Raw genomic sequence first — 23081 nt, forward strand, 5'->3', positions numbered from 1 at the left:
ACAGATGAACCAGGAACTGACCCAAAACCCGTTCAACCCGCTCGCGCAGCCGAAGGCGTTTGACGAGATCAAGATCTCGCTCGCCTCGCCGGAGCGGATCCTGAGCTGGTCCTTCGGTGAAATCAAAAAGCCGGAAACCATCAACTACCGTACGTTCAAGCCCGAGCGTGACGGTCTGTTCTGCGCGCGCATCTTTGGCCCGATCAAGGACTACGAATGCCTGTGCGGCAAATATAAGCGCATGAAGTATCGCGGCGTCGTCTGCGAGAAATGCGGCGTCGAAGTCACCCTCCAGAAAGTGCGCCGCGAGCGTATGGGCCACATCGAACTGGCCTCGCCCGTCGCTCACATCTGGTTCCTCAAGTCGCTGCCTTCGCGCATCGGCCTGATGTTGGACATGACGCTGCGCGACCTCGAGCGTATCCTCTACTTCGAAAACTTCGTGGTGATCGAGCCGGGTCTGACCGACCTGCAATACGGTCAGCTGATGTCCGAAGAAGAGTATCTCGACGCGCAGGACACCTACGGCGCGGATGCTTTCACCGCCAATATCGGCGCGGAAGCGATCCGTGAAATGCTCGCTGGCATCGATCTCGAAGCCACGGCCGAGCAGCTCCGCGAGGAGCTGAAGGAAGCCACGGGCGAGCTGAAGCCGAAGAAGATCATCAAGCGTCTGAAGATCGTCGAGTCGTTCCTCGAGTCGGGCAACCGTCCCGAGTGGATGGTGCTGACCGTGCTTCCGGTGATCCCGCCGGAACTGCGTCCGCTCGTCCCGCTCGACGGTGGCCGTTTCGCGACTTCGGATCTCAACGATCTCTATCGTCGCGTGATCAACCGGAACAACCGTCTGAAGCGTCTGATCGAACTGCGTGCGCCCGACATCATCGTGCGCAACGAAAAGCGGATGCTGCAGGAATCGGTCGATGCGCTGTTCGACAACGGCCGTCGTGGTCGCGTCATCACGGGCACCAACAAGCGCCCGCTGAAGTCGCTCTCGGACATGCTGAAAGGTAAGCAGGGTCGCTTCCGTCAGAACCTTCTGGGTAAGCGCGTCGACTTCTCGGGTCGTTCGGTCATCGTGACCGGCCCGGAACTCAAGCTGCACCAGTGCGGTCTGCCGAAGAAGATGGCGCTCGAACTGTTCAAGCCCTTCATCTACTCGCGCCTCGAGGCCAAAGGCCTGTCGAGCACCGTGAAGCAGGCGAAGAAGCTGGTCGAGAAAGAGCGTCCCGAAGTGTGGGATATCCTCGACGAGGTCATCCGCGAGCACCCGGTGCTGCTGAACCGTGCGCCGACGCTGCACCGTCTGGGTATCCAGGCGTTCGAACCGATGCTGATCGAAGGCAAGGCGATCCAGCTGCACCCGCTCGTCTGCTCGGCGTTCAACGCTGACTTCGACGGTGACCAGATGGCCGTCCACGTCCCGCTCTCGCTGGAAGCCCAGCTGGAAGCGCGCGTGCTGATGATGTCGACGAACAACGTTCTGTCGCCCGCCAACGGCGCGCCGATCATCGTTCCTTCGCAGGATATGATTCTGGGTCTCTACTACGTGACCATGGAACGCGAAGGCATGAAGGGCGAAGGCATGTCCTTCTCCTCGGTCGAGGAAGTGGAGCACGCGCTCAATTCGGGCGAAGTGCATCTGCACGCCAAGATCACCGCGCGGATCAAGCAGATCGACGAAACAGGTAACGAGGTCTACCAGCGTTTCGAGACCACGCCCGGCCGGGTGCGCCTCGGCGCGCTGCTGCCGCTGAACGCGAAAGCTCCGTTCGAGCTGGTGAACCGTCTTCTGCGTAAGAAAGACGTGCAGAACACGATCGACACCGTCTACCGCTATTGCGGTCAGAAAGAGTCGGTCATCTTCTGCGACCAGATCATGGGCATGGGCTTCAAGGAAGCGTTCAAGGCGGGCATCTCGTTCGGCAAGGACGACATGGTGATCCCGGACAACAAGTGGGACATCGTCGAAACCGTCCGCGACCAGGTCAAGGACTTCGAACAGCAATACATGGACGGTCTGATCACCCAGGGTGAGAAGTACAACAAGGTCGTCGATGCATGGTCGAAGTGTAACGACAAGGTCACCGACGCGATGATGAACACCATCTCGGCGCCGAAATACGACGAGAATGGCGCCGAGCAGGAACCGAACTCGGTCTACATGATGGCCCACTCGGGTGCGCGTGGCTCGGTGACGCAGATGAAGCAGCTGGGCGGCATGCGTGGCCTCATGGCCAAGCCGAACGGCGAGATCATCGAGACGCCGATCATCTCGAACTTCAAGGAAGGTCTGACCGTTCTTGAATACTTCAACTCGACCCACGGCGCCCGTAAGGGTCTGTCGGATACCGCACTGAAGACGGCGAACTCGGGGTACCTGACCCGTCGTCTGGTGGACGTCGCTCAGGACTGCATCGTGCGTACGCATGATTGCGGCACCGACCGCGCGATCACCGCGTCGGCGGCTGTGAACGACGGCGAAGTCGTCGCTCCGATCTCGGAGCGCGTGCTGGGCCGTGTCGCAGCGGATGACGTGACGGTTCCGGGCGAGGACGAAGTGATCGTCCGCGCCGGCGAGCTGATCGACGAGCGCAAGGCCGACGCGATCGAGCAGGCGGGCGTCCAATCCGTCCGTATCCGCTCGGCGCTGACCTGTGAGGCCGAAGAGGGCGTTTGCGCGCTCTGCTACGGTCGCGACCTCGCACGCGGTACGCTGGTGAACCAGGGCGAAGCGGTGGGCATCATCGCCGCGCAGTCCATCGGTGAACCCGGTACGCAGCTGACGATGCGGACCTTCCACTTGGGCGGTGTTGCTCAGGGTGGCTCGCAGTCGTTCCTCGAGGCAAGCCAGGAAGGCAAGATCGAGTTCCGTAACGCCAACATCATCCTCAACGAGATGGACGAGCAAATCGTCATGGGCCGGAACATGCAGATCGTGATCGTGAACGATCAGGGTGACGAGCTTGCCTCGCACAAGATCGGCTACGGCACCAAGGTCTTCGTGAAGGATGGCGAAACGGTCAAGCGCGGCGACAAGCTGATCGAATGGGATCCCTACACCCTGCCGATCATCGCCGAGAAGCCCGGTAAGGTGCGCTTCGTGGACCTTATCTCGGGTATCTCCGTTCGCGAGGATACCGACGATGCGACCGGCATGACCCAGAAGATCGTGTCCGACTGGCGCGCTGCGCCCAAGGGCAACGATCTGAAGCCGGAAGTTCTGATCCTCGGCGAGGATGGCGAACCGGTCCGCAACGAAGCGGGCAACCCGGTGACCTATACCATGTCGGTGGACGCGATCCTCTCGGTGGAAGACGGTCAGGACGTGAAGGCGGGCGACGTCGTTGCGCGTATTCCGCGCGAAGGCGCGAAGACGAAGGACATCACCGGCGGTCTGCCGCGTGTGGCCGAACTCTTCGAGGCACGCCGTCCCAAGGATCACGCGATCATCGCCGAAATCGATGGCTATGTGCGCTTCGGCAAGGACTACAAGAACAAGCGTCGGATCGCGATCGATCCGCGTGACGAGGGTCTGGAGCCGGCAGAGTACATGGTGCCGAAAGGCAAGCACATCCCGGTGCAGGAAGGTGACTTCGTGCAGAAGGGTGACTACATCATGGATGGCAACCCGGCGCCGCACGACATCCTGCGCATCATGGGGATCGAGGCTCTGGCCGACTACCTCATCAACGAGGTGCAGGACGTCTATCGACTGCAGGGCGTGAAGATCAACGACAAGCACATCGAGGTGATCGTTCGCCAGATGCTGCAGAAGATCGAGATCCTCGACTCCGGCGATACGACGCTCCTCAAGGGCGAACATGTCGACAAGGTCGAGTTCGACGAGGAGAACGACAAGGTCGCGGCCCGTGGTGGGCGTCCGGCGCATGGCGAACCCGTGCTGCTCGGCATCACCAAGGCGTCGCTGCAGACCCGGTCGTTCATCTCGGCGGCCTCCTTCCAGGAGACGACCCGCGTCCTCACCGAAGCCTCGGTGCAGGGCAAGCGCGACAAGCTCGTGGGCCTCAAGGAGAACGTTATCGTCGGCCGTCTGATCCCGGCGGGTACCGGTGGCGCGACCACCAAGGTCCGCAAGATCGCGACCGAGCGCGACTCCAAGGTCATCCAGCAGCGTCAGGCCGAGGCGGAAGCCGCGGCAGCGCTGGCGGCTCCGACCGAGGAAGAAGCCGATTTCGGTCCGGTCGAGACGCCCGAAAGCCGCGATTGATCCAACTCCGGTTGGAGACGATATGACACACCCCCGCGCGATCGCTCGCGCGGGGGTTTTTCTTTGCGCGAACCCGATCCGTGGGGCAGTGTAACGTCGAAAGGCGAAAGCCTGTTTGCCGGAGGAGGGACCCCGATGATCCGCTTTGTCACCCCGTTTGCGCTGAGCGCGTTGATCGCGTTGCCTGCTTTCGCAGGAGCCTATCAGGATGCGGAGGCCCAGCTGCGCAAGGCCTATGGGGACTATCGTGCGGCGTTGTTCCTGTCGAACCAGGGCAAGCAGCCGGAAACCAAGGCCGCGCTCGATCGCTTCGTCGGAGAGTGGCAGACCCTGTCGGACGAATGGACCGCTTCGCCGCCGCCGCAATATGCCGATGACGCGGTGCTCGGTGCGACCTTCGACAAGGTCGGCGAACTGGCCGCGAAGGCCGAGGAAGAGGTGGCCGCCGGGAACCTGCCCGAGGCGCATGAGACCCTCGAAGGGGTGCGTGAGAGTATCGGCGATCTGCACCTGCGCAACGGTGTCGTCGGCTTCTCGGACCGGATGAATGCCTATCACGCGGAAATGGAAAAGGTGCTCGCCCGCGATTACGTCGGGATGGGCGGCGAGGGCGCGCGCCAGTTGATCGCGGATGCCTCGCTTCTGAGCTACCTCGCGGCGCAGGTCGTCAAGCATCCGGCGCCGGAGGCCGACGCCGATATGAGCTATCAAAAACTCGTGGACGGCTTCGCGGTCTCCGTCGCGTTTTTCTATGATGCGGCGATGGCGGGCGACATGGAGCGCGCGATGGAGATGCGAAATGCCCTCAAAGCGAGCTACGCGCAGCTTTTCGCGAAATTCGGCTGATCGGCCACAGGGGGGCGGCTGTCCCGGCATGATCCGTTTACAAGACCGGGTCGCAGGTCTAATAGAGCCGCACCTTCGGCGCTACCGTGGCGCAGCGACAAAAGAGTTCTGGCACCCATGCCCGAGATTTCCATCGTCATCCCGGCAAAGAACGAGGCGCCCAACATCGCGGGGCTCCTCGACGAGATCGACGCCGCCTGCGCGCCGGTTTGCGACTACGAGGTGATCGTGGTCGATGACGGCTCGGATGACGGGATGGACCAGATTCTGCGCGAGCGCATGGAGACCCATCCGAACCTGCGTCTGCTGCAGCATTTGAACGCCGCCGGTCAGCGGGCTTCGGGCGGTCAGAGCGCGGGCGTGCATTCGGGCGTTCGGGCCGCGAAGGGCCACATCATCTGCACGCTCGATGGTGACGGTCAGAACCCGCCGTCGGAACTGCCTGCGCTGATGGCGCCGCTGCGCGCCGAGGGCTCCGAGATGATCGGGCTGGTCGCGGGGCAACGCGTCGGGCGGCAGGACACGATGTCGAAGAAGCTGGCGTCCAAGCTCGCGAACAAGATCCGCGGCGCGATCCTCAAGGATGGAACCCGCGACACCGGTTGCGGCCTCAAGGCGTTCCGGCGCGAGGCGTTTCTGGCGCTGCCCTATTTCGACCATATGCATCGCTACCTCCCCGCGCTGTTCTCGCGCGATGGGTGGCAGGTGGCCCATGTCGACGTGGCCCACCGCTCGCGCGGCGGCGGCAGCTCGAATTACAACAATCTGCAGCGCGGTCTTGTCGGCATCGTCGACCTGATGGGCGTTGCGTGGCTTCTCCGTCGGCGCAAGAAAGCGCAGCCCGGAGAAGTGGCGCGCGAGGAGTGACGCCGATGGACTGGCTGATGGATATGCTTCACGTGGAAAGCATAGTCGAGCTGTGGTGGGTCCTGTTCGGCCTGCTTGCGCAGCTGATGTTCACCGGGCGGTTTCTCGTCCAGTGGATTGCCTCCGAGCGCAAGGGCGAATCCGTAGTGCCCATTTCGTTCTGGTATTTCTCTGTCGCGGGCGGTGCGATGCTGCTGACCTATGCGCTCTATCGCAGAGACCCGGTTTTCGTTCTCGGCCAGTCGCTCGGGGTGTTCATCTACGGGCGCAATCTGTGGCTGATCTATGCCAAGCGTCGGCGCGAAGCTTGATCGCGGGGCGGATCGGGACGGCTGGTTCCTCCCGACCCTGATCGTCGTCGCCGCGGCCACTGTGCTGCGGCTCGTATTCCTGGCGTTCAACAAAACCGATCTCTTCGTCGACGAGGCGCAATACTGGCTTTGGGGCCAGCATCTCGACTTCGGCTATTATTCCAAGCCGCCGCTGATCGGCTGGCTGCTTCGGGCGGTGACCGATCTGGCGGGCTCCGATGCGCCGTTCTGGGTGCGGATGCCGGGCGCCATTCTGCACGGAATCACGGCGCTGGTACTTGGCGCCTTGGGAGCCCGGATCGCATCGCGTCGGGTCGCTATCTGGTCGGCTGCGATCTATGTGACGCTGCCCTTCGTCGCGCTCGGCTCGGTGCTGATCTCGACCGATACGGTGATGGCGCCCTTCTACGCGTTGAGCTTGCTGTTCCTGCACCGCGCGGGCGGTAGCCGCCATTGGTCGGACGCGCTGGCCGCGGGGCTGACGGCAGGGCTGGCCTTCATGGCGAAATACGCCGCAATCTACCTGATCCCCGGTCTGGTGCTGGCCGCACTTGTCGCGCCGGCATGGCGGATCGGCTGGCGCAATACGGTGATTGCGGCGCTGGCGTTCGCGCTCGTGATCGCGCCGAACGTGGTCTGGAACCTCACCCATGGCCTGACCACGGTCTCGCATACGATGGATAACGTCGGCTGGGTCCGCGAAGGGGCCGAGCTGAATTTCGGCTCGATGGTCGAGTTCGTCGCCTCGCAATTCGCCGTCTTCGGGCCGGTGACGATGGTGGCATTGCTGATCGGCTATGCGAGCTGGGGCGACCCGGCGAAGCGCGGGCTGGCGATGCTCTCGGTGCCGCCGCTGGTCGCGGTGACGCTCGAGGCGCTCTTGGACCGGGCCTATGCCAATTGGGCGGTCGCCGCCTATTTCGCCGGAACCGTTCTGGCGGCGATGGTTCTGCGCGACATCTGGCGCTGGATTGCGATCCTGATCAACGGTCTGATCGCGCTGTCGATCCCGCTGCTGACCGTCCTCGCACCCTATCCGCAAAAAGACGGCGCGCCGCTCCTGAAGCGGTGGTTGGGGCAGGCTGATCTGAGCCGCCAGATCCTGACGCTCGCGAAAGAGGCCGATGTTCCGGTGTATGCCAGCAATCGCGCAATCCTAGCCGATCTGTTCTATACGGGGCAGGGCGCGGGCGTGACCGTCTACGCACCGAAGCCCGTCGTGCGGGCCGACAGCTATTACGAGCAGATGTGGCCCTTGCCACAGGACTACAAAGGTCGCCTACTTCTGATCGCCAACAGCCCGCCCGATTGCGGCAGCGGCCCGGTCTCGCCGGCGGCGCAGCTCGACGCGACGGGGACTTGGGCCGATAAGGGGTATGCGGCTTATCTGGTGGAGGCGCGCTGTGTCCGTTCCGAAAATTGATATGAGCTTTGCCGTCCGGCTGTTGCTGGCGGCGTGGATCGGAGGCTTCCTGCTGTTCCGCCTGGTGCCGGAACTCGATCTGGGCACCGCCGGGCTGTTCTACCGGGCAGGGGAGGGGTTCACGGTCATCACCAATCCGCTCTGGGAATGGCTGCGCCAGCGGATCTGGGATATCTCCATCGTGCTGTTCGTCGTCTCGCTCGTGGCGTGGCCATGGGCGGGGTTGCGCCATCGCACGGTGCTCCGTTTGCCTGCGCGGATCTGGGCCTTCATCTGCCTTCTCTATCTGCTTGGTCCGATCGTGGTCGTGAACGGCGTGCTGAAGGCGAATTCCGGGCGAGCGCGACCTGCGAATGTTGATCTATTCGGCGGCGCGCATCACTTCAGCCTGCCGGGCACCTTCACCGATCAATGCTCGCGGAACTGCTCGTTCGTGTCGGGCGAGGTCGCGGCGGCAGTTGCGCTGGGGCTGCTGATATGGCTCGGCGCAGAGCTGTGGCGGGCGCACCTGCCACGCTGGGGCGTGCTCTATCTGCGCGCAGTCGGCGTCTTCGTCGCGGTCTTCATCATCGTGCAGCGGATCGGCACCGGACGGCACTTTCTGTCCGACACCTATTTCGCCGGACTGGTAAGCCTTACGGCGGCCTGGCTGCTCTGGGGAATCCTCTTCGCAGGGTGGGGCGCGCGGCTTGTGGCGCAAGTGCGCGGCGAGGCCCGGCGCGAGAGTTGACAACCCAGACGACTCCCCCTATACGCCGCGCTACCTGACGGGTGAAGTCTGCCCGAAGGGTCGCCGATTTCTAGTGGTCATGATCCGGGCCTTCGCCCCGATCCTCTGGAATTCAACGCATTCGCCGCGGTCCTTGGGCCGGGGAGGAATGCGATTTGGCGTTTTCGCGAATCCGCGCGGAAACGCGTCGAGAAGTGGCGCCTCCGGAAACGGGGCGAGTATTGACAGCAGAACGGGGAACCGAATGCCGACGATCCAACAGCTGATCCGCAAACCGCGGCAGCCCAAGGTGAAGCGCTCTAAGTCGCAGCACCTCCAAGAATGCCCGCAAAAGCGTGGCGTGTGCACGCGCGTCTACACCACGACGCCGAAGAAACCGAACTCCGCTATGCGTAAGGTCGCCAAGGTGCGCCTGACGAATGGCTTCGAGGTCATCTCCTACATCCCGGGCGAGAAGCACAACCTCCAGGAGCACTCCGTTGTGCTCATTCGTGGCGGCCGTGTGAAAGACCTTCCGGGCGTTCGTTACCACATCCTGCGCGGTGTGCTCGATACGCAAGGTGTTAAAGACCGTCGTCAACGCCGTTCGAAATACGGCGCGAAGCGTCCGAAGTAAGGAGATCTCGAGATGTCTCGTCGTCACGCCGCTGAGAAGCGCGAAGTCCTGCCCGACGCCAAATATGGCGATCGCGTGCTGACCAAATTCATGAACAACCTGATGATCGACGGCAAGAAGTCCGCCGCCGAGAAAATCGTCTACAACGCGCTCAACCGCGTTGAGGGCAAGCTCAAGCGTGAGCCCATCGAGGTGTTCCACGAAGCCCTCGACAACGTGAAGCCTTCGGTCGAAGTGCGTTCGCGTCGTGTTGGTGGTGCCACCTATCAGGTTCCGGTCGAGGTGCGCCCGACCCGCCGCGAAGCGCTGGCCATCCGCTGGCTCATCGCTGCCGCCAAGTCCCGCAACGAGAACACCATGGAAGAGCGCCTCGCCGGCGAACTCCTCGATGCCGTGAACTCGCGTGGTTCCGCGGTCAAGAAGCGCGAAGACACCCACAAGATGGCCGACGCGAACAAAGCGTTCAGCCATTATCGCTGGTAATAACGGAAGGACGCCACCATGGCTCGCGAATATCCCCTAAAGCGTTATCGCAACTTCGGGATCATGGCGCATATCGACGCTGGTAAAACCACGACGACCGAGCGCATCCTGTTCTACACCGGCAAGTCGCACAAGATCGGCGAAGTGCACGACGGTGCTGCTACCATGGACTGGATGGAGCAAGAGGCCGAGCGCGGCATCACCATCACCTCGGCAGCTACCACGACTTTCTGGCAGTGGCAGGAAGATCCGACCGCCGAAGGTACGGATGATACCAAGTTCCGTATGAACATCATCGACACCCCCGGCCACGTCGACTTCACCATCGAGGTGGAGCGTTCGCTGGCCGTGCTCGACGGCGCTGTCGCGCTGCTCGACGGGAACGCCGGTGTTGAGCCGCAGACCGAGACCGTGTGGCGTCAGGCTGACCGCTACAAGGTTCCGCGCCTCGTCTTCGTCAACAAGATGGACAAGATCGGCGCGGACTTCTTCAACTGCGTGAAGATGATCAAGGACCGCACCGGTGCGACTCCGGTTCCGGTGAACTTCCCGATCGGTGCCGAAGATCAACTCGAAGGCATCGTCGACCTGGTCACCATGGAAGAGTGGGTCTGGAAAGGCGAAGATCTGGGCGCTGCCTGGGTGCGTCAGCCGATCCGTGAGGATCTGAAGGCGACCGCGGACGAATGGCGTTCGCACCTCATCGAGAACGCCGTCGAGCAAGACGACGACGCGATGATGGCCTATCTCGAAGGCGAAGAGCCCGATATCCCGACGCTGCGCAACCTGATCCGCAAGGGCACGCTGTCGCTGTCCTTCGTTCCGGTTCTCGGTGGTTCGGCCTTCAAGAACAAGGGTGTCCAGCCGCTGCTCAACGCCGTGGTCGACTTCCTGCCCTCGCCGCTCGACGTGCCCGCCTACATGGGCTTCTCGCCGGACGACGAGACGGAAACCCGCAACATCGCACGTCATGCCTCGGACGAAGAGCCCCTGTCGGGTCTCGCGTTCAAGATCATGAACGACCCCTTCGTGGGTTCGCTCACCTTCACGCGCCTCTACTCGGGCACGCTGAAGAAGGGCGACTCGATCCTGAACTCGACCAAAGGTCGTAAAGAGCGCATCGGTCGTATGATGATGATGCACTCGAACAACCGGACCGAGATCGAAGAAGCCTATGCGGGCGACATCATCGCGCTGGCCGGTCTGAAAGAGACCACCACCGGTGACACGCTGTGCGACCCGAACAACCAGGTCGTTCTCGAAACGATGACCTTCCCCGATCCGGTGATCGAGATCGCCGTGGAGCCGAAGTCGAAAGCCGACCAGGAAAAGATGGGCCTCGCCCTTCAGCGCCTGGCAGCCGAAGACCCGTCCTTCCGCGTCGAAACCGACCTCGAGTCGGGCCAGACCATCATGAAGGGCATGGGCGAACTTCACCTCGACATCCTGGTCGACCGCATGAAGCGCGAGTTCAAGGTCGAGGCGAATATCGGTGCGCCGCAGGTGGCCTATCGCGAGACGATCAGCCACGCGACCGAGATCGACTACACGCACAAGAAGCAGACCGGCGGTACCGGTCAGTTCGCGCGCGTCAAGCTCGAGATCTCGCCGACCGAGCCGGGCGAAGGTTATTCGTTCGAGAGCCGCATCGTTGGTGGTGCTGTTCCGAAGGAATACATCCCGGGCGTCGAAAAGGGCATCAAGTCGGTCATGGACTCCGGTCCGCTGGCAGGCTTCCCGGTGATCGACTTCAAGGTTGCGCTGGTTGACGGTGCATTCCACGACGTCGACTCCTCGGTGCTCGCCTTCGAAATCGCGTCGCGTGCCGCGATGCGTGAAGGTCTGCGCAAGGCTGGCGCGAAGCTGCTCGAGCCGATGATGAAAGTCGAAGTGGTGACCCCGGAAGAATATACCGGTGGCATCATTGGCGACCTGACCTCGCGTCGGGGCCAGGTGCAAGGTCAGGACACCCGCGGCAACGCGGTCGTCGTGAACGCCTTCGTGCCGCTCGCCAACATGTTCGGCTACATCAACAACCTGCGTTCGATGTCCTCGGGCCGTGCGGTCTTCACGATGCTCTTCAGCCATTACGAAGCCGTGCCGCAGAACATCTCGGACGAGATTCAGAAGAAATACGCGTAAGGGACGCGCGCCGGGGAGACCCGGCGCCTTTCCCACCCAACGCACTGACAGGAGGCCATCATGGCAAAGGAAAAGTTTGAACGTAACAAACCGCACGTCAACATCGGCACGATTGGCCACGTTGACCACGGCAAGACGACGCTGACGGCTGCGATCACGAAGTATTTCGGTGATTTCCGCGCGTATGACCAGATCGACGGCGCGCCGGAAGAGAAAGCCCGCGGCATCACGATCTCGACCGCGCACGTGGAGTACGAGACCGAGTCGCGTCACTACGCGCACGTCGACTGCCCCGGCCACGCCGACTACGTGAAGAACATGATCACGGGTGCCGCGCAGATGGACGGCGCGATCCTGGTCGTGAACGCAGCTGACGGCCCGATGCCGCAGACGCGCGAGCACATCCTGCTCGGCCGTCAGGTCGGCATCCCGGCGATGGTCGTGTACCTGAACAAGGTTGACCAGGTCGACGACGAGGAGCTGCTCGAGCTCGTGGAAATGGAAGTTCGTGAACTTCTGTCGTCCTACGACTTCCCCGGCGACGATATCCCGATCATCAAGGGTTCGGCTCTGGCTGCGATGGAAGGCCGTGATCCGGAAATCGGCGAGAACTCGATCCGTGCGCTGATGGAAGCTGTCGACAGCTACATCCCGACGCCGGAGCGCGCCGTGGACCAGCCCTTCCTGATGCCGATCGAAGACGTGTTCTCGATCTCGGGCCGTGGTACGGTTGTGACCGGCCGCGTCGAGCGTGGCGTGATCAACGTCGGCGACGAACTGGAAATCGTGGGTATCCGCGACACCTCGAAGACGACCTGCACGGGCGTCGAGATGTTCCGCAAGCTGCTGGACCGTGGTGAAGCTGGCGACAACATCGGCGCGCTGCTGCGCGGCATCGACCGTGACGGCGTCGAGCGTGGTCAGGTTCTGTGCAAGCCGGGTTCGGTGAAGCCGCACACGAAGTTCGAAGCTGAAGCCTACATCCTCACCAAAGAGGAAGGTGGCCGTCACACCCCGTTCTTCGCGAACTACCGTCCGCAGTTCTACTTCCGCACGACGGACGTGACCGGCACCGTGACGCTGCCCGAGGGCACCGAGATGGTGATGCCGGGCGACAACCTGAAGTTCGAAGTCGAACTGATCGCTCCGATCGCGATGGAAGACGGTCTGCGCTTCGCAATCCGCGAAGGCGGCCGCACCGTCGGCGCCGGCGTGGTGTCGAAAATCATCGAGTGATCGGTGGTTTCGGGGCCCTCTCCGGGGCCCCGAAAACGACAGTTCGAAAGAATCTGAATGGTGCGCCGAAAGGCGCGCCATTCGCTCTTGACAGACTCAGGGTGACGCCATAGAGGACGCGCCTGATCTGCCAAGATTTATAGGTTCGATGCAGGCGCTACATTCGGTGCCGTCTGCCTCTCAACCTTCACGCCATGCGAAGAGGCATGACATATGACCGGCCAAAATATCCGCATCCGGCTCAAGGCGTTCGATTACCGCGTGCTGGACGCCAGCACCCAGGAAATCGTGAACACCGCGAAGCGCACGGGTGCCCAGGTTCGCGGGCCCATCCCGCTCCCGAACAAGATCGAGAAATTCACGGTTCTGCGTGGTCCGCACATCGACAAGAAGTCGCGCGACCAGTGGGAAATCCGGACGCATAAGCGTCTTCTCGACATCGTCGATCCGACCCCCCAGACCGTGGACGCGCTGATGAAGCTCGACCTCGCAGCGGGCGTCGACGTCGAGATCAAGGTGTAAGGAGGGCATTATGCTGCGGACTGGTGTTATCGCCAAGAAGCTGGGCATGACCCGGCTCTTCCTTGAGGACGGCAAGCAGGTTCCTGTGACCGTTCTCCAACTCGACAAGCTTCAGGTGGTGGCTCAGCGCACTTCCGAGACCGACGGCTACACGGCCGTTCAGCTCGGCGCTGGTGAAGCCAAGGCCAAGCGTACGACCGCCGCCCTGCGTGGTCACTTCGCGAAAGCCAATGTCGCCCCGAAGCGCAAAGTCGCGGAATTCCGCGTCGCTGAAGAAAACCTGATCGAAGTGGGCGAGGAAATCACCGCGAACCACTATTTCGAAGGTCAGTTCGTGGATATCGCGGGCACCTCGATCGGTAAGGGTTTCGCCGGTGCGATGAAGCGTCACAACTTCGGCGGTCTGCGCGCCACGCACGGCGTGTCGATCTCGCACCGCTCGCACGGTTCGACCGGCCAGTGTCAGGACCCGGGTAAAGTGTTCAAGGGCAAGAAGATGGCCGGTCACCTCGGTGCCGTCCGTGTCACGACCCAGAACCTTCAGGTCGTCAAGACCGATGCCGACCGTGGCCTGATCATGGTCAAGGGTTCGGTTCCGGGCGCCAAAGGTGGCTGGGTGACGGTCAAGGATGCGGTCAAGAAACCGCTTTCCGAGAACATCATCTACCCCGCCGCGCTGAAGTCGGCTGCCGAAGCCGCTGCGAAAGCTGCCGAAGAAGCCGCTGCCGCCGCTGCCGCCGAGGCCGAAGCCGAAGCTCAGCGTCTCGCCGAGGAGCAGGCCGCTCAGGAAGCTGCCGCGCTGAAGGAAGCCGAAGCGTCGATCGAAGCCGATAAAGGCGAAGACGGCGGCGAAGCGCCCGAAGGAGACAAAGAATGAAACTCGATGTGATCAAGCTCGACGCCGGCAAGGCCGGTTCGATCGACCTCGCCGACGAGATCTTCGGGCTCGAGCCGCGTGCGGACATCCTGCATCGCGTCGTGCGCTGGCAGCGCGCGAAGGCTCAGCAGGGCACCCACTCGGTTCTCACCCGCTCGGAGGTCAGCTACTCGACCAAGAAGATCTACCGTCAGAAGGGCACCGGTGGCGCACGTCACGGTTCCCGCAAGGCGCCGATCTTCCGCAAGGGTGGTGTCTACAAGGGTCCGACCCCGCGCAGCCACGCTCATGACCTGCCCAAGAAGTTCCGGGCTCTGGGTCTGAAGCACGCGCTGTCGTCGAAAGCCGCCGCTGGCAAACTGATCGTCCTGGAGGACGCGCAGCTCGCCGAAGCCAAGACCAAGCTGCTGGCGAAAGCCGCCAAGGAGCTGGGCTGGAAGAAGGTGCTGGTGATCGACGGGGCCGAGGTGAACGAGAACTTCGCCCAAGCCGCGCGCAACATCGACGGCATCGATGTGCTGCCTTCGATGGGCGCCAACGTGTATGACATCCTCAAGCGTGACACGCTCGTGCTCACGAAGGCGGGTGTCGAAGCTCTGGAGGCTCGTCTGAAATGAGCGCGAAACCCGAACATTACGACGTGATCGTCAAGCCGGTCATCACCGAGAAGGCCACCATGGCCTCGGAGAACGGCGCTGTTGTTTTCGAAGTGGCGAAAGACGCTTCGAAGCCGCAGATCAAAGAAGCTGTCGAGACTCTCTTCGGCGTCAAGGTGAAGGCGGTCAACACCACCATCACCAAGGGCAAGACCAAGCGCTTCCGGGGCACCCCCGGCCGTCGCTCGGACTTCAAGAAAGCCTACGTGACGCTGGAAGAAGGCAACACGATCGACGTCACCACCGGCCTGTAATCCGGTACGACCGAGACATTGGAAAGGCCCTCGTGATCGCGGGGGCCTTTTCGTTTGCGGAGTTGGATTAGGGGCTTGTCTCTCATGGGGCGCCCGGGTGGCCAGCCCGGGCAGCGCCCACCACTCACTTCTCCCGCAGGTAGCTCTCCGAGACATAGCCGCGCAGGTTGCGCGCGACGTCGAGCGAGACGTTGCACCAGCGGGTATTGCCGCTGCGCTCGCAGCTGCGCACATGGACGATTGCGCCGTTGGGAAGCCCCAGAATTACCTTGTAGCCGGTGCCGGGGCCTGCGCGCAGTTTCAGCATGTCCTGGCCCTTCACGCCTGCGACCTCGTAGGTTCCGCGCCAAGCGTCGGCGAGGGTGGGGGTGGCGAGGGTGGCTGCCGCGCAGAGCGGAGCGGCGAGCAGAATTGCTCGGGTTGGACGCATCGATTTTCTCCTGTTATGTCGTCTGCCTCGGGGGCCATTTTGCCTGCCCGGACCGCGAAGCGCCAGTTGCTTGGGCGATCGCGTGTAAAAACAGGCCAAGGCTATAGACTCACCCCCATAAGCCTGCTACATCGCGCCAGTCTCGCGGCCTCGGATTCGTTCCGGGGCCCGTGATTTTTGAATTCGGGGACCTTCGGGGCCCTATACACACAGACAGGCGAGGCAACTCGCCGCAAACCAACGGAAGACAGAAAGCATGGCACTCAAGTCGTATAAGCCGACGACGCCGGGCCAGCGTGGGCTGGTTCTGATCGACCGTTCGGAGCTTTGGAAAGGCCGTCCGGTCAAAGCCCTCACTGAGGGTTTGACCAAGTCGGGTGGCCGGAACAACACCGGGCGGATCACGATGTGGCACAAGGGTGGTGGCGCGAAGCGTCTCTACCGCATCGTCGATTTCAAGCGTCGCAAGTTCGATGTTCATGGCACCGTCGAGCGGATCGAATACGATCCGAACCGGACCGCCTTCATCGCGCTGATCAACTATGAAGATGGTGAGCAGGCCTACATCCTCGCACCCCAGCGTCTCGCTGTTGGTGACAAGGTCGTTTCGGGCTCGCGTCACGACGTCAAGCCGGGCAACGCGATGCCGTTCTCGGGCATGCCGATCGGTACCATCGTCCACAACGTCGAACTGAAGCCCGGCAAGGGTGGCCAGATCGCACGCGCCGCGGGCACCTACGCCCAGTTCGTCGGTCGTGACGGCGGCTACGCTCAGCTGCGTCTTTCGTCGGGCGAACTGCGCCTCGTGCGTCAGGAATGCATGGCGACCATCGGTGCCGTGTCGAACGCCGACCACTCGAACCAGAACCTCGGTAAAGCCGGTCGTAAGCGCCACATGGGTGTTCGTCCGACCGTCCGCGGTGTCGCGATGAACCCGATCGACCACCCGCACGGTGGTGGTGAAGGCCGCACCTCGGGTGGCCGTCATCCGGTTACGCCGTGGGGCAAGCCCACCAAGGGCAAGCGCACGCGCGTCAACAAGAAGACGGACCAGTACATCCTGCGTTCGCGTCACGCGAAGAAGAAGGGTCGCTAACATATGTCTCGTTCTGTTTGGAAAGGCCCCTTCGTTGATGCCTACCTGCTGAAAAAAGCAGAGAAGGCTCGCGAGTCGGGCAAAGGCGACGTCATCAAGATTTGGTCGCGTCGCTCCACCATCCTGCCGCAATTCGTCGGCCTCACCTTTGGGGTCTACAACGGTCAGAAACACATCCCGGTCAACGTCACCGAGGAAATGATCGGCCAGAAGTTCGGTGAATATTCGCCGACCCGCACCTATTACGGGCATGCGGCCGATAAAAAAGCCAAGAGGAAGTAATCGTCATGGGTAAGGAAAAGAATCCGCGCCGCGTGGCGGAGAACGAAGCGATGGCGAAGACCCGTATGCTTCGCACCTCGCCGCAGAAACTGAACCTCGTCGCCGCGATGATCCGTGGCAAGAAGGTCGACAAGGCCCTTTCGGACCTGACCTTCTCGAAGAAGCGCATCGCGCTCGACGTGAAGAAGTGCCTCCAGTCGGCGATCGCCAACGCAGAGAACAACCACGGCCTGGACGTGGACGAACTCGTCGTGGCGGAAGCCTGGGTCGGCAAGAACCTGGTGATGAAGCGTGGCCGTCCGCGGGCGCGTGGTCGCTTCGGCAAGATCATGAAGCCGTTCTCGGAAATCACCATCAAGGTGCGTCAGGTTGAGGAGCAAGCGTAATGGGTCAGAAGGTTAATCCGATCGGCATGCGCCTCCAGGTCAACCGCACCTGGGATAGCCGCTGGTATGCCGACAGCAAGGACTACGGCGACCTGCTGCTCGAGGACATCAAGATCCGCGAGTTCATCCACGAGGAAGCCAAGCAGGCCGGCGTCAGCCGTGTCATCATCGAGCGTCCGCACAAGAAATGCCGCGTGACCATTCACGCTGCGCGTCCGGGCGTCATCATCGGCAAGAAGGGCGCTGACATCGAAGCGCTCCGCAAGAAGCTGGCGAACTTCACCGACAGCGAGCTGCACCTGAACATCGTCGAAGTCCGCAAGCCGGAACTCGACGCGCAGCTGGTTGCCGAGTCGATCGCTCAGCAGCTCGAGCGTCGTGTCTCGTTCCGTCGCGCCATGAAGCGCGCGGTGCAGAACGCGATGCGCATGGGTGGTCTTGGTATCCGCGTGAACGTCGCTGGCCGTCTGGGCGGCGCCGAGATTGCACGGACCGAGTGGTATCGCGAAGGTCGCGTTCCGCTGCACACCCTGCGTGCCGACATCGACTACGCGCTGTCCGAAGCGTCGACCCCCTACGGGATCATCGGCGTGAAGGTCTGGATCTTCAAAGGCGAGATCATGGAACATGATCCGCAAGCTCGTGACCGCAAGCACGCCGAAGCCCAAGAGGGCCCGGCACCGCGCGGCCCGCGTCGCGATCGCTGAGGGAGTAGATAGTTATGCTGCAACCGAAACGGACGAAGTTCCGCAAGATGCACAAAGGCCGGATTCATGGTGAAGCCAAAGGTGGTTTCGACCTGAACTTCGGTCACTTCGGCCTCAAGGCAGAGGCGCCCGAGCGCGTCACCGCCCGTCAGATCGAAGCTGCGCGTCGTGCGATCACCCGCCATATGAAGCGTCAAGGCCGTGTCTGGATCCGGATCTTCCCGGATACCCCGATCACCGCAAAGCCCACCGAAGTCCGTATGGGTAAAGGTAAGGGTTCGGTCGACCGTTGGGCCGCCAAGGTCAAGCCCGGCCGCGTGATGTTCGAGATCGACGGCGTCAACGAAGTGACCGCACGCGAGGCTCTGCGCCTCGGCGCGGCCAAGCTTCCGGTGGCCTGCCGCATCGTCGAGCGTCAGGACTGGTAATCCCGGTCTGACTGCTGAAGACAAACGAAAGCCCCGCTAGAGATGGCGGGGCTTTTGCGTATCTGGTGCCGAGATCAGGCGCCGTCGGAAATCCAGCCGTCGATCAGCGCGTCCAGTGCCTTCCAGTCGGTGTATTCGATATCTGCATCGAGATCGGCATCGGGATTTTTCTTCGCCACGATCCGGCGCATCACGAACCGGCGGAAGATATCGTATCTCGACGGCAGATAGGCGCCCGCGATCTGTTCCGTCAGATCCGGCGTCCAGCCGGTCGCCGCTTCGAAGTCCTTCAGGATTTTATCGAGGGCGCGCCAATCCTCTGCGTCATGACCGGCGGCGGCCAGCGAGACCGAGAGAAAGAGGTTCGGGCGGTTCTTGATGATATCGCGTTGTTCGGCGACGAAATCCGCGAAGCGACCCTGATAATGTCCGACATGGATCGAGGCCGCGAGGACGATCCGGTCGAACCGGCCGAGATCCATCCCTTCGGCCTCATCGGTGGAAATCAATTCCGCGGAGTGACCCAGATCCGCGATGCGGTCGGCGACGTGCCGCGCGATCTTGCGGGTTTGCCCCTCGGTCGAGGCATAGGCGACGAGTGCTTTCATGCTGCGCTCCCGGTGTCTGGTTGCGCAGCAAGAAAATCAGGTGAGATGCGGCTTGGCTATGATGACGATCAAAGCGCCGGGCTCAGTCGACCCATTTGTAATTGAAGCTGACCGAGATCCGCTCGTCTTCGGCCATGTTCATCGGCACCTCGTGGCGCAGCCAGCTCTCCCAGAGCAGCACCTCACCCGGTTCTGGGGCGATGTAGATGAAGGGCTGCAGCTCGCGCCGGGCGGTCTTGAGGCGGGTAGGGGCCGCCATCATCCGGGCGCTGCGCGGGTCTTCCAGCTTCAGCGCCGAGGCGCCGTCGGGCATCGCGACATAGGTCGTGCCCGAGATCACTGAATGGGGGTGCAGGTGCGAGCTGTGGGTGCCGCCTTCGGGCAGGATGTTGATCCAGAGGTCTTCCAGCACCAGCTTACCCTCGCCCAGATCGAATTCGAGATCTTTGGCAAAGGCCGCAACGTGCTTGTCGAGCGCCTTCACCATGTCCGCGAAGATCGGGAAGCGCCAGGGCAGGTCGGTGAGCGAAGCGTAGGAGGTATAGCCCGGATAGCCGTTCTCCTCGCACCAGTCCTGACCGGCTTCGTCATCCTCGGCGATGGCGTAGCACGAGGCCTCCAGCTCGTTCGTATCGACCTTGGGGCCGAATTCGGATAGGGAGGCGCGGTAAAGGCGGGTGACGAAAAGGGACTCGATCTGGGATTTGGACTCGGGCATTGGGGGCTCTCGCAACTGGGCGTGGATTTACCCCCCTGTTACGCGAAAGCGGGCCGGAGGCCAAACAATCCTTGCCATATTCGATTCGCTCTGATATTGGCCCCAAGTTCCTGAAATCAGGACCGACATAACCCATCAGAAGTAGGGTCACCCGCGAGGGGCCCTCTGATGCCAAGAAAGGACCCGGGATGAACGCCCAAGAACTCAAGGCGAAGACGCCTGATGAGCTGCGTGACCAGCTCGTCTCGCTGAAGAAAGAAGCCTTCAACCTCCGCTTTCAGCAGGCCACGAACCAGCTCGAGAACACCGCGCGCATGCGTACCGTTCGTCGGGACGTTGCACGGATCAAGACCGTGCTGAACCAAAAAGCCGCTGAAGCCGCGAAGTAAGGAGAGCTTCCTATGCCCAAACGCATCCTGCAAGGTACCGTGACGTCGGACAAGAACGACCAGACCATCACCGTTTCGGTCGAGCGCCGCTTCACGCATCCGGTTCTCAAGAAAACGATCCGGAAGTCCAAGAAATACCGCGCCCACGACGCGGAAAACCAATTCAAGACCGGTGACATTGTTCGCATCGAAGAGTGCGCGCCGATCTCGAAGACCAAGCGCTGGCGGGTTGTGGTCACGGCGTAAGCCGCGGCCATTTCGCCAGTATTCGAAACCCTGGGGCCCTTACTGCATAGGCGTCCCCAAAGGTCGGGAGTAACCCCATGATCCAGATGCAGACCAATCTGGATGTTGCTGACAACTCCGGCGCTCGCCGGGTTCAGTGCATCAAGGTCCTCGGCGGCTCGCACCGCCGTTACGCATCCGTGGGCGACATCATTGTGGTGTCGGTCAAGGAAGCGATCCCGCGCGGCCGCGTGAAGAAAGGTGACGTCCGCAAGGCCGTCGTCGTGCGCACCGCCAAAGAAGTTCGTCGCGACGATGGCACCGCCATCCGTTTCGACCGCAACGCCGCCGTCATCCTGAACAACGCGGGCGAGCCGGTCGGCACCCGTATCTTCGGGCCGGTCGTGCGTGAGCTGCGTGCGAAGAACTTCATGAAGATCATCTCGCTTGCTCCGGAGGTGCTGTAATGGCTGCTAAGCTCCGCAAAGGCGACAAGGTCGTCGTTCTCGCTGGCAAGGACAAGGGCAAGCAGGGTGAAATCACCTCTGTTGACCCGAAAGCCGGCAAAGCTGTCGTCGACGGCGTGAACGTTGCGATCCGCCACCAGCGTCAGACCCAGTCCAACCAGGGCGGTCGCCAGCCCAAGGCGATGCCGATCGACCTGTCGAACCTGGCTCTGATGGACGCAAACGGCAAAGCCACCCGCGTCGGCTTCCGCGAGGAAGACGGCAAGAAGGTGCGTTACGCCAAGACCACGGGGGATGCGATCTGATGCTCGATCAAGCTACCTACACTCCGCGTCTTCGCGCTCTTTACCGCGACTCGATCAAAGCCGCGCTGAAAGAAGAGTTCGGCTACAAGAACGACATGATGATCCCGCGGCTCGACAAGATCGTGCTGAACATGGGCGTCGGCGAAGCCGTGAAAGACACCAAGAAGGTCAAGCAGGCCGCCGAAGAGCTCTCGCTCATCGCTGGTCAGAAGGCCGTGATGACCAAGGCGAAGAAGTCGATCGCAGGCTTCCGCGTCCGTGAAGAAATGCCGCTGGGCGCGAAAGTGACCCTGCGCGGTGACCGGATGTACGAATTCCTCGATCGCCTGATCAACGTTGCCCTGCCGCGCGTTCGCGACTTCCGCGGCGTGAAGCCGGCCTTCGACGGTCGTGGCAACTTCGCAATGGGCCTCAAGGAACACATCGTGTTCCCGGAAATCGACTTCGATAAGGTCGATGAGGTTCTGGGTATGGACATCATCATGGTGACCACGTCTGACGTGGATGCCGAAGCGAAGGCGCTGTTGAAGCATTTCAACATGCCTTTCAACGCCTGATCGCGGAGGAACGAAACTTATGGCTAAGAAATCCATGGTTGCGCGCGAAGCGAAGCGCCAGCGTCTTGTGAACAAGTACGCTGACAAGCGGGCCGCGCTCAAGGAAATCATCAACGACCAGGAGCGCCCGATGGAAGAGCGCTTCAAGGCGTCGCTGAAACTCGCGGAACTCCCGCGCAACTCGTCGGCGGTCCGGCTGCACAATCGTTGCCAGCTCACGGGTCGTCCCCACGCTTACTACCGTAAGCTCAAACTCTCGCGGATCATGCTGCGTGACCTGGCCTCCTACGGTCAGATCCCCGGCATGGTGAAGTCGAGCTGGTAAGGAGGGCGACATGTCTGTGAACGATCCTCTCGGCGATATGCTGACCCGCATCCGCAACGCACAACTGCGTGGCAAATCCACCGTCCGCACCCCGGCCTCCAAGCTCCGCGCTTGGGTTCTCGACGTGCTGGCTGACGAAGGCTACATCCGTGGTTACGAGCAGACGACGTCTGCTGCCGGCCATCCGGAGCTGGAAATCAGCCTCAAGTACTACGAGGGCACCCCGGTCATCCGCGAGCTGCAGCGCGTCTCGACCCCCGGTCGTCGCGTGTACATGGCCGCGAAAGACGTCCCGTCGGTCCGTCAGGGCCTCGGCGTCTCGATCGTCTCGACCTCGAAGGGCGTGATGTCGGATGCAAACGCACGCTCCGCCAATGTCGGCGGCGAAGTGCTCTGCACCGTATTCTAAGGAGGGCTCAATGTCTCGTATTGGTAAGAAACCGGTCGAGCTTCCCAGCGGCGTTTCGGCGCAGCTGTCGGGCCAGACCATCGAAGTGAAGGGGCCGAAAGGCACCCGTTCCTTCACCGCGACCGACGATGTGACCCTCAAGGTCGAGGACAACCTCGTCACCATCACCCCGCGTGGCCTCTCGAAGCGCGCGCGCCAGCAGTGGGGCATGACCCGCTCGCAGGTCGCGAACCTCGTGCAGGGCGTGACCGAAGGCTTCAAGAAGGAGCTGGAGATCCAGGGCGTTGGTTATCGTGCGCAGATGCAGGGCAACGTCCTGAAGCTGTCGCTCGGTTATTCGCACGAAGTCAACTTCGAGGTTCCGGAGGGCGTGACTGTCACCGCTCCGAAGCAGACCGAGATCGTTGTGGAAGGTTCCGACCAGCAGCAGGTGGGCCAAGTCGCGGCAAATATCCGCGAATGGCGTGCTCCCGAGCCCTATAAGGGCAAGGGCATCCGCTACAAGGGCGAGTATATCTTCCGCAAAGAAGGTAAGAAGAAGTAAGGAACGCGAAA

The 23081-nt window shown here is 62.0% G+C and carries 30 protein-coding genes; 27 read left to right on the plus strand and 3 right to left on the minus strand.

From position 1 onward, the window contains the following. The first annotated feature begins 4 nt into the window (after positions 1–4). The 14 genes from rpoC to B6V76_RS17465 all read left to right on the plus strand — a co-directional run bounded on the left by rpoC (position 5) and on the right by B6V76_RS17465 (position 15194). A complete protein-coding gene (gene rpoC / locus B6V76_RS17400; protein ID WP_075773831.1) occupies positions 5–4231 on the plus strand; it encodes a DNA-directed RNA polymerase subunit beta' in 4227 nt (1408 codons plus the stop codon). A gap of 135 nt (positions 4232–4366) precedes the next feature. Further along, positions 4367–5077, plus strand: coding sequence for a hypothetical protein (locus tag B6V76_RS17405; RefSeq protein ID WP_088728036.1), 711 nt, complete (start codon positions 4367–4369; stop codon positions 5075–5077). A 117-nt stretch (positions 5078–5194) separates the two neighbouring features. Beyond that, complete coding sequence (locus B6V76_RS17410; RefSeq protein WP_075773833.1) at positions 5195–5944, plus strand: glycosyltransferase family 2 protein; 750 nt, start codon at positions 5195–5197, stop codon at positions 5942–5944. 5 nt (positions 5945–5949) lie between these two features. Next, positions 5950–6255 carry a lipid-A-disaccharide synthase N-terminal domain-containing protein gene (locus tag B6V76_RS17415; RefSeq protein WP_075773834.1) on the plus strand — a complete coding sequence of 102 codons (306 nt, stop codon included), beginning with the start codon at positions 5950–5952 and terminating at the stop codon, positions 6253–6255. Next, positions 6230–7678, plus strand: coding sequence for a glycosyltransferase family 39 protein (locus tag B6V76_RS17420; protein ID WP_088728037.1), 1449 nt, complete (start codon positions 6230–6232; stop codon positions 7676–7678). The genes B6V76_RS17415 and B6V76_RS17420 overlap by 26 nt, the downstream gene beginning before the upstream one ends. Before the next feature lies 1 nt (position 7679). Next, a complete protein-coding gene (locus B6V76_RS17425) occupies positions 7680–8408 on the plus strand; it encodes a phosphatase PAP2 family protein (RefSeq protein WP_166504626.1) in 729 nt (242 codons plus the stop codon). A 244-nt stretch (positions 8409–8652) separates the two neighbouring features. Further along, positions 8653–9024, plus strand: a complete 372-nt coding sequence (rpsL, locus tag B6V76_RS17430; protein ID WP_038074720.1) for a 30S ribosomal protein S12 — start codon at positions 8653–8655, stop codon at positions 9022–9024. 12 nt (positions 9025–9036) lie between these two features. Next, positions 9037–9507: a 30S ribosomal protein S7 gene (gene rpsG, locus B6V76_RS17435; RefSeq protein WP_075773836.1), complete on the plus strand. Its 471-nt coding sequence runs from the start codon at positions 9037–9039 to the stop codon at positions 9505–9507. Positions 9508–9525: 18 nt separating this feature from the next. Continuing rightward, the gene (gene fusA / locus B6V76_RS17440; RefSeq protein ID WP_088728039.1) at positions 9526–11649 is read left to right on the plus strand and encodes an elongation factor G; all 2124 of its coding nucleotides are present in this window, start codon (positions 9526–9528) and stop codon (positions 11647–11649) included. A gap of 60 nt (positions 11650–11709) precedes the next feature. Continuing rightward, positions 11710–12885, plus strand: coding sequence for an elongation factor Tu (gene tuf, locus B6V76_RS17445; RefSeq protein WP_077701325.1), 1176 nt, complete (start codon positions 11710–11712; stop codon positions 12883–12885). Positions 12886–13098: 213 nt separating this feature from the next. After that, a complete protein-coding gene (gene rpsJ / locus B6V76_RS17450) occupies positions 13099–13407 on the plus strand; it encodes a 30S ribosomal protein S10 (RefSeq protein WP_036639457.1) in 309 nt (102 codons plus the stop codon). Positions 13408–13417: 10 nt separating this feature from the next. Beyond that, positions 13418–14284, plus strand: a complete 867-nt coding sequence (gene rplC / locus B6V76_RS17455; protein WP_075773838.1) for a 50S ribosomal protein L3 — start codon at positions 13418–13420, stop codon at positions 14282–14284. Further along, a complete protein-coding gene (gene rplD, locus B6V76_RS17460) occupies positions 14281–14901 on the plus strand; it encodes a 50S ribosomal protein L4 (RefSeq protein WP_075773839.1) in 621 nt (206 codons plus the stop codon). The genes rplC and rplD overlap by 4 nt, the downstream gene beginning before the upstream one ends. Beyond that, complete coding sequence (locus tag B6V76_RS17465; RefSeq protein ID WP_075773840.1) at positions 14898–15194, plus strand: 50S ribosomal protein L23; 297 nt, start codon at positions 14898–14900, stop codon at positions 15192–15194. The genes rplD and B6V76_RS17465 overlap by 4 nt, the downstream gene beginning before the upstream one ends. Before the next feature lie 124 nt (positions 15195–15318). On the opposite strand, the gene B6V76_RS17470 is transcribed toward B6V76_RS17465, so the two are convergent. Beyond that, entirely contained in the window at positions 15319–15624 is a 306-nt protein-coding gene (locus B6V76_RS17470) for an SH3 domain-containing protein (RefSeq protein WP_075773841.1), read from the minus strand. Between the two features lie 256 nt (positions 15625–15880). On the opposite strand from B6V76_RS17470, the gene rplB reads away from it, so the two are divergent. From rplB to rplP, 5 genes are read left to right on the plus strand one after another with little or no spacing between them, the layout of a single operon-like run. After that, entirely contained in the window at positions 15881–16720 is an 840-nt protein-coding gene (gene rplB / locus B6V76_RS17475) for a 50S ribosomal protein L2 (RefSeq protein WP_075773842.1), read from the plus strand. Between the two features lie 3 nt (positions 16721–16723). Then, positions 16724–17002: a 30S ribosomal protein S19 gene (rpsS, locus tag B6V76_RS17480; protein WP_075773843.1), complete on the plus strand. Its 279-nt coding sequence runs from the start codon at positions 16724–16726 to the stop codon at positions 17000–17002. Between the two features lie 5 nt (positions 17003–17007). Further along, positions 17008–17388 (plus strand): 50S ribosomal protein L22, encoded by a 381-nt coding sequence (rplV, locus tag B6V76_RS17485; RefSeq protein ID WP_078521290.1) that lies wholly within the window; start codon positions 17008–17010, stop codon positions 17386–17388. Then, the gene (gene rpsC / locus B6V76_RS17490) at positions 17388–18095 is read left to right on the plus strand and encodes a 30S ribosomal protein S3 (RefSeq protein ID WP_075773845.1); all 708 of its coding nucleotides are present in this window, start codon (positions 17388–17390) and stop codon (positions 18093–18095) included. The genes rplV and rpsC overlap by 1 nt, the downstream gene beginning before the upstream one ends. 14 nt (positions 18096–18109) lie before the next feature. Continuing rightward, positions 18110–18523: a 50S ribosomal protein L16 gene (rplP, locus tag B6V76_RS17495; RefSeq protein ID WP_075773846.1), complete on the plus strand. Its 414-nt coding sequence runs from the start codon at positions 18110–18112 to the stop codon at positions 18521–18523. Between the two features lie 74 nt (positions 18524–18597). Here the strand turns inward: rplP and B6V76_RS17500 are convergent, their stop codons facing one another. Both B6V76_RS17500 and B6V76_RS17505 read right to left on the minus strand, forming a co-directional pair. Further along, positions 18598–19131, minus strand: a complete 534-nt coding sequence (locus B6V76_RS17500; protein ID WP_088728040.1) for a flavodoxin domain-containing protein — start codon at positions 19129–19131, stop codon at positions 18598–18600. Positions 19132–19213: 82 nt separating this feature from the next. Then, positions 19214–19849: a 2OG-Fe(II) oxygenase family protein gene (locus B6V76_RS17505; protein ID WP_088719469.1), complete on the minus strand. Its 636-nt coding sequence runs from the start codon at positions 19847–19849 to the stop codon at positions 19214–19216. A gap of 188 nt (positions 19850–20037) precedes the next feature. On the opposite strand from B6V76_RS17505, the gene rpmC reads away from it, so the two are divergent. The 8 genes from rpmC (at position 20038) to rplF (ending at position 23070) form a co-directional block, all read left to right on the plus strand. Beyond that, on the plus strand, positions 20038–20238 hold the full coding sequence (gene rpmC, locus B6V76_RS17510) for a 50S ribosomal protein L29 (RefSeq protein ID WP_075773849.1): 201 nt from the start codon (positions 20038–20040) through the stop codon (positions 20236–20238). A 12-nt stretch (positions 20239–20250) separates the two neighbouring features. Next, positions 20251–20484 carry a 30S ribosomal protein S17 gene (gene rpsQ / locus B6V76_RS17515; RefSeq protein WP_075773850.1) on the plus strand — a complete coding sequence of 78 codons (234 nt, stop codon included), beginning with the start codon at positions 20251–20253 and terminating at the stop codon, positions 20482–20484. A 77-nt stretch (positions 20485–20561) separates the two neighbouring features. After that, positions 20562–20930, plus strand: a complete 369-nt coding sequence (gene rplN / locus B6V76_RS17520; RefSeq protein WP_075773851.1) for a 50S ribosomal protein L14 — start codon at positions 20562–20564, stop codon at positions 20928–20930. Further along, positions 20930–21235: a 50S ribosomal protein L24 gene (gene rplX / locus B6V76_RS17525; protein ID WP_075773852.1), complete on the plus strand. Its 306-nt coding sequence runs from the start codon at positions 20930–20932 to the stop codon at positions 21233–21235. Before rplN ends, rplX begins: the two co-directional genes overlap by 1 nt. Further along, positions 21235–21792 carry a 50S ribosomal protein L5 gene (gene rplE / locus B6V76_RS17530; protein ID WP_075773853.1) on the plus strand — a complete coding sequence of 186 codons (558 nt, stop codon included), beginning with the start codon at positions 21235–21237 and terminating at the stop codon, positions 21790–21792. Before rplX ends, rplE begins: the two co-directional genes overlap by 1 nt. A gap of 19 nt (positions 21793–21811) precedes the next feature. Then, complete coding sequence (rpsN, locus tag B6V76_RS17535; protein ID WP_075773854.1) at positions 21812–22117, plus strand: 30S ribosomal protein S14; 306 nt, start codon at positions 21812–21814, stop codon at positions 22115–22117. A gap of 10 nt (positions 22118–22127) precedes the next feature. Further along, complete coding sequence (rpsH, locus tag B6V76_RS17540) at positions 22128–22526, plus strand: 30S ribosomal protein S8 (protein ID WP_088719470.1); 399 nt, start codon at positions 22128–22130, stop codon at positions 22524–22526. A gap of 10 nt (positions 22527–22536) precedes the next feature. Further along, complete coding sequence (rplF, locus tag B6V76_RS17545) at positions 22537–23070, plus strand: 50S ribosomal protein L6 (RefSeq protein WP_088722245.1); 534 nt, start codon at positions 22537–22539, stop codon at positions 23068–23070. Positions 23071–23081: the final 11 nt, after the last annotated feature.

The sequence above is a fragment of the Thioclava sp. IC9 genome (assembly GCF_002213225.1).
Taxonomy (GTDB): Bacteria; Pseudomonadota; Alphaproteobacteria; order Rhodobacterales; family Rhodobacteraceae; genus Thioclava; species Thioclava nitratireducens.